Origin of the sequence: Streptomyces spongiae (assembly GCF_009377185.1) — a bacterium.
In the GTDB taxonomy this organism is placed as follows: domain Bacteria; phylum Actinomycetota; class Actinomycetes; order Streptomycetales; family Streptomycetaceae; genus Streptomyces; species Streptomyces spongiae.
Genome location: NZ_VJZC01000778.1, coordinates 1 through 3,861, shown reverse-complemented (window position 1 = coordinate 3,861; position 3,861 = coordinate 1). Strand labels below are relative to the sequence as shown.

At 68.0% G+C, this 3,861-nt stretch carries 5 protein-coding genes; all 5 read right to left on the bottom strand.

The genetic code is table 11. From position 1 onward, the window contains the following. Nucleotides 1–147 precede the first annotated feature (147 nt). On the bottom strand, nt 148–1,209 hold the full coding sequence (locus tag FNH08_RS46580; RefSeq protein WP_152777834.1) for a lysophospholipid acyltransferase family protein: 1,062 nt from the start codon (nt 1,207–1,209) through the stop codon (nt 148–150). A gap of 14 nt (nt 1,210–1,223) precedes the next feature. Then, nucleotides 1,224–2,285 carry an NAD-dependent epimerase/dehydratase family protein gene (locus tag FNH08_RS46575; RefSeq protein ID WP_152777832.1) on the bottom strand — a complete coding sequence of 354 codons (1,062 nt, stop codon included), beginning with the start codon at nt 2,283–2,285 and terminating at the stop codon, nt 1,224–1,226. Nucleotides 2,286–2,583: 298 nt separating this feature from the next. Next, nucleotides 2,584–2,682, bottom strand: a complete 99-nt coding sequence (locus FNH08_RS46570; RefSeq protein WP_003948845.1) for a 30S ribosomal protein bS22 — start codon at nt 2,680–2,682, stop codon at nt 2,584–2,586. Between the two features lie 167 nt (nt 2,683–2,849). Continuing rightward, entirely contained in the window at nt 2,850–3,062 is a 213-nt protein-coding gene (locus tag FNH08_RS46565) for a helix-turn-helix domain-containing protein (RefSeq protein WP_004984898.1), read from the bottom strand. Nucleotides 3,063–3,191: 129 nt separating this feature from the next. Then, nucleotides 3,192–3,861 (bottom strand): phosphatase (locus FNH08_RS46560; RefSeq protein ID WP_152777830.1); only part of this gene is annotated, 670 nt, incomplete at its 5' end.

Below are 3,861 nucleotides of genomic sequence, written 5' to 3'. Positions count from 1 at the left end.
ACGTCACGCTGCCCCCGCTCCTCCCGGGCCTCCTGCCCGGCCTGGGCATCGACAACAAGGACGCGAACTAGCTCCCAGCGGTACGGCGGTGGGGGTGCCCCAGACAGAAGGGGCGCTCCCACCGCCGTACCACCTACGAGACGACCTTCAGAAGAACACCGACCGCCGCTGCACCAGCAACTTGTACAGCGTGTGCTGGATCTGTTCCCTGACCTGGTCCGTCAGGTTGAACATCAGCATCGGGTCCTCGGCGGCCTCCGGCGGATAGCCGTCCGTCGGGATGGGCTCGCCGAACTGGATCGTCCACTTCGTCGGCAGCGGAATCGCACCCAGCGGACCGAGCCACGGGAACGTCGGCGTGATCGGGAAGTACGGGAAGCCCAGCAGCCTCGCCAACGTCTTCGCGTTGCCGATCATCGGGTAGATCTCCTCCGCGCCCACGATCGAGCACGGGATGATCGGCGTGCCCTGCCGCAGCGCGGTCGACACGAAGCCGCCACGACCGAAGCGCTGGAGCTTGTAGCGCTCGTTGAAGGGCTTGCCGATGCCCTTGAACCCCTCGGGCATCACCCCGACCAGCTCACCCCGCGCCAGGAGTCGCTCGGCGTCCTCCGCGCACGCCAGCGTGTGACCGGCCTTGCGGGCCAGCTCGTTCACCACCGGCAGCATGAACACCAAATCGGCCGCCAGGAGCCGCAGGTGGCGCCCCGCCGGGTGGTTGTCGTGCACCGCGACCTGCATCATCAGGCCGTCCAGCGGCAACGTGCCGGAGTGGTTGGCGACGATCAGCGCCCCGCCCTCGGACGGGATGTTCTCGACGCCCTTCACCTCGACCCGGAAGTACTTCTCGTACACCGGCCGCAGCAGCGACATCAGGACCTGGTCGGTCAGCTCGGCGTCGTACCCGAAGTCGTCGACCTCGTAGTCGCCCGTCAGCCGCTTCCGCAGGAAGGCCAGCCCTCCGGCGATACGGCGCTCCAGACCACCGTCCTGGGACTTCTGAGGCCCTTCCGGCGCCTCCGGCTGCTCACCCGTCACAGGAACATCATCCTGCCCGAGCGGCCGTTCCGGCAGTGCCTGGACCTCACGGACCAGCGCGGACTCACCCTTGCGCCGGTTCCCCGCGCCACTCCGGCGGCGCGGCGGGCGCTGCGGGGCACCGGCGCGCGACCGGTCGTCGTCGAAGGGAATGACCTTGGCATCCGCCATCGTTGATGCGCTCCTCAGTTGGCGCTCTGCGTCGGGGGCCGGCCACCGCCCAGGGCGGGCAGTGCGGCGATCCGGTCGACGGCCCTCGAAAGGGCCTCCGGCGGCAGCAGTCCCGGACCACGGCTGCGAGCGAAGTCCGCGAACGTCTCCGTCGTCGTGTACTTGGGTTTGTAGCCCAGCGTCTCGCGCATCTGGGCCGTCGACACGACCCGCCCGTGGGTCAGCAGCCTCAGCTGCTCCGGCGAGAAGTCCGTGACCCCCAGGGTACGCACCGCGGAACCCACCCAGGTCAGTGCGGGCATCAGCAGCGGCACCGTGGGCCGCCCGAGCCTGCGCGCGCACTGCGACAGCAGCAGGACCCCGTCGCCGGCGACGTTGAACGTGCCGCTGTTGAGCGTGCCGCGCCGCGGCTCGTGCGAGGCGATCCGCAGCACCTCGATCACGTCGTCCTCGTGCACGAACTGCAGCCGCGGGTCGTAGCCGAGCACGGTCGGCAGCACCGGCAGCGAGAAGTACGAGGCGAGCGGGGAGTCGGCGCTCGGCCCCAGGATGTTCGCGAACCTCAGCACGCACACGGCCACATCGGGCCGCCGACGCGCGAACCCGCGCACATACCCCTCGACCTCGACCGTGTCCTTCGCGAAGCCGCCGCTCGGCAGCGACTTGGGCGGGGTCGTCTCGGTGAAAACGGCCGGATCTCGCGGCGCCGACCCGTACACGTTCGTACTGGACTTCACCACGAGCCGCTTGACGGCCGGGGACTTCTGGCAGGCGCCCAACAGCTGCATGGTGCCGATGACGTTGGTCTCCTTGACCGTGGTCCGGCTGCCGCTGCCCAGCGGGGTGCCCGTGACGTCCATGTGCACCACGGTGTCCACGCCGTGCTCGGCCAGCACGCGCCCTATCGTCGGCTGCCGGATGTCGGCCTGTACGAAGTCCGCGCCACCGAGATGGTGCTCGGGCGGCACCGCGTCCACCGCGACCACACGGTCGACCTCCGGGTCACGCTGGATCCGTCGTACGAACCGACCTCCCAGCTGACGGGCCACCCCGGTCACGAGTACGACCTTGCCCAAGATCAACGCCTTCCTTTCAGACGTCGGCACCTACGTGTGGAGTGCTGCTCGTACTCTGCCGTGTTTCCCGTGTGTTCGGCCACGTTAGCGGGTCGATGTTGCGCTGTGATGACCGCCCACTGCATGAAGTGACGAGTTCCGGCTGTCGTACGGCAGGACGGCAGGTTCCGGCAGTCGTACGACACGGCGGTATGACTGTGGCCCCCCACCGGCTGGTGGGGGGCCACAGAGCGCACTGTCGAAGCGCTCGCGCAGAGCGGTCAGCCTCCGGGCGGAAGAACCACCCGTGGGGCCGACCTTACTTCTTGTTGCGACGCTGAACGCGGGTGCGCTTGAGCAGCTTGCGGTGCTTCTTCTTGGCCATCCGCTTGCGCCGCTTCTTGATAACAGAGCCCACGACTACCCTCGCTCACTTCTCATCACTCGGTGCTGAGGGCCATGGGCCCACACGACCTACGAGGGGCTAGCCTACCCGCCCGAGCGCTGAGCTCGTAATCGAGGTGGGAGCCGAGGAGCCCCGGGCGTCCCGCAGGAAGCCCGCGACCCCTCAACACCCGTACGCCGTCAGGCTGTCTCCACCCCCACGTAACTCTCGCGGAGGTACTCGTGGACAGCTTGCTCCGGCACCCGGAAGGACCTCCCCACCCGGATCGCCGGCAGATGACCGCTGTGCACCAACCGGTACACGGTCATCTTCGACACTCGCATCACCGAGGCGACTTCCGCCACGGTAAGGAACTGAACCTCGTTCAGAGGCCTCTCGCCAGCTGCAGCCATGACACACCTGAACCTTCCGCACTCGACGGCCGCCGGCTTCCCCTTCCGGTGACTCTTCGTCGCTGCGTGCTCACTCCCCAATGTAGGGGCGGGTGATGCGAGTGGGGAAGAGGGGATGGCATCGGCGCCTTACTGTGACAGACACGCTCGATTGAGTACGTAGCGGGTAAGCGGTCGGTAGTAATCAGACCGCACAGCGTCATCAAGTGGAACGACGACGGACACCCGCCCCTCTGCCTCCCCGACGAAGAGCGCGGGATCGTCCGTATCCGCCAGCCCCATCGTCTCAAACCCCAGCTGACCTGCTCCGCAGACCCAGCCGTGGTCCCCGATGACGAGCCCCGGGAGCGGCCCTCCACCCTCGGCGGCGGCAGCCAGAACGGTACGAACCGGGAGCGGTGAATGTGTGTGTGCGCCGGTCTCACAACCGGAGCTTCGAGCGCCGGGTTCGCGTACCAGCGCGACTCCTCGCGCGTAGTCGAGGTTGTGCGTGCGTAGACCGAACCGGGTCGTTATGTCGACACGTCTACCCATCGCGGGGGTGAGGATCTCACACCCCGCCGCCGACAAGGCGTCTGCCAGGCCGCCGTAGAACCCGAGCAGCCGATGCGGATGCCCGGTCCCGAGAAGCACCGGAACCCTACGCCGCGCGACCTCCGCGAGACGTTCCGCAAAGGCGTCCAGGCCCGCCAGAGTGCGTTCCGGATCGATGACATCCAGCCCGGAAGTGACCCTCGCATCGCCCGAGACCCCACACCTGTCCGCCATCAACGCGATCAGCTCCGACTGCCCCCACCTC

Bases quoted from the DNA above. Each gene is read 5' to 3' on its own strand.
- FNH08_RS46580 (WP_152777834.1), bottom strand. From the start codon at position 1,209: ATGGCGGATGCCAAGGTCATTCCCTTCGACGACGACCGGTCGCGCGCC.
- FNH08_RS46565 (WP_004984898.1), bottom strand. From the start codon at position 3,062: ATGGCTGCAGCTGGCGAGAGGCCTCTGAACGAGGTTCAGTTCCTTACC.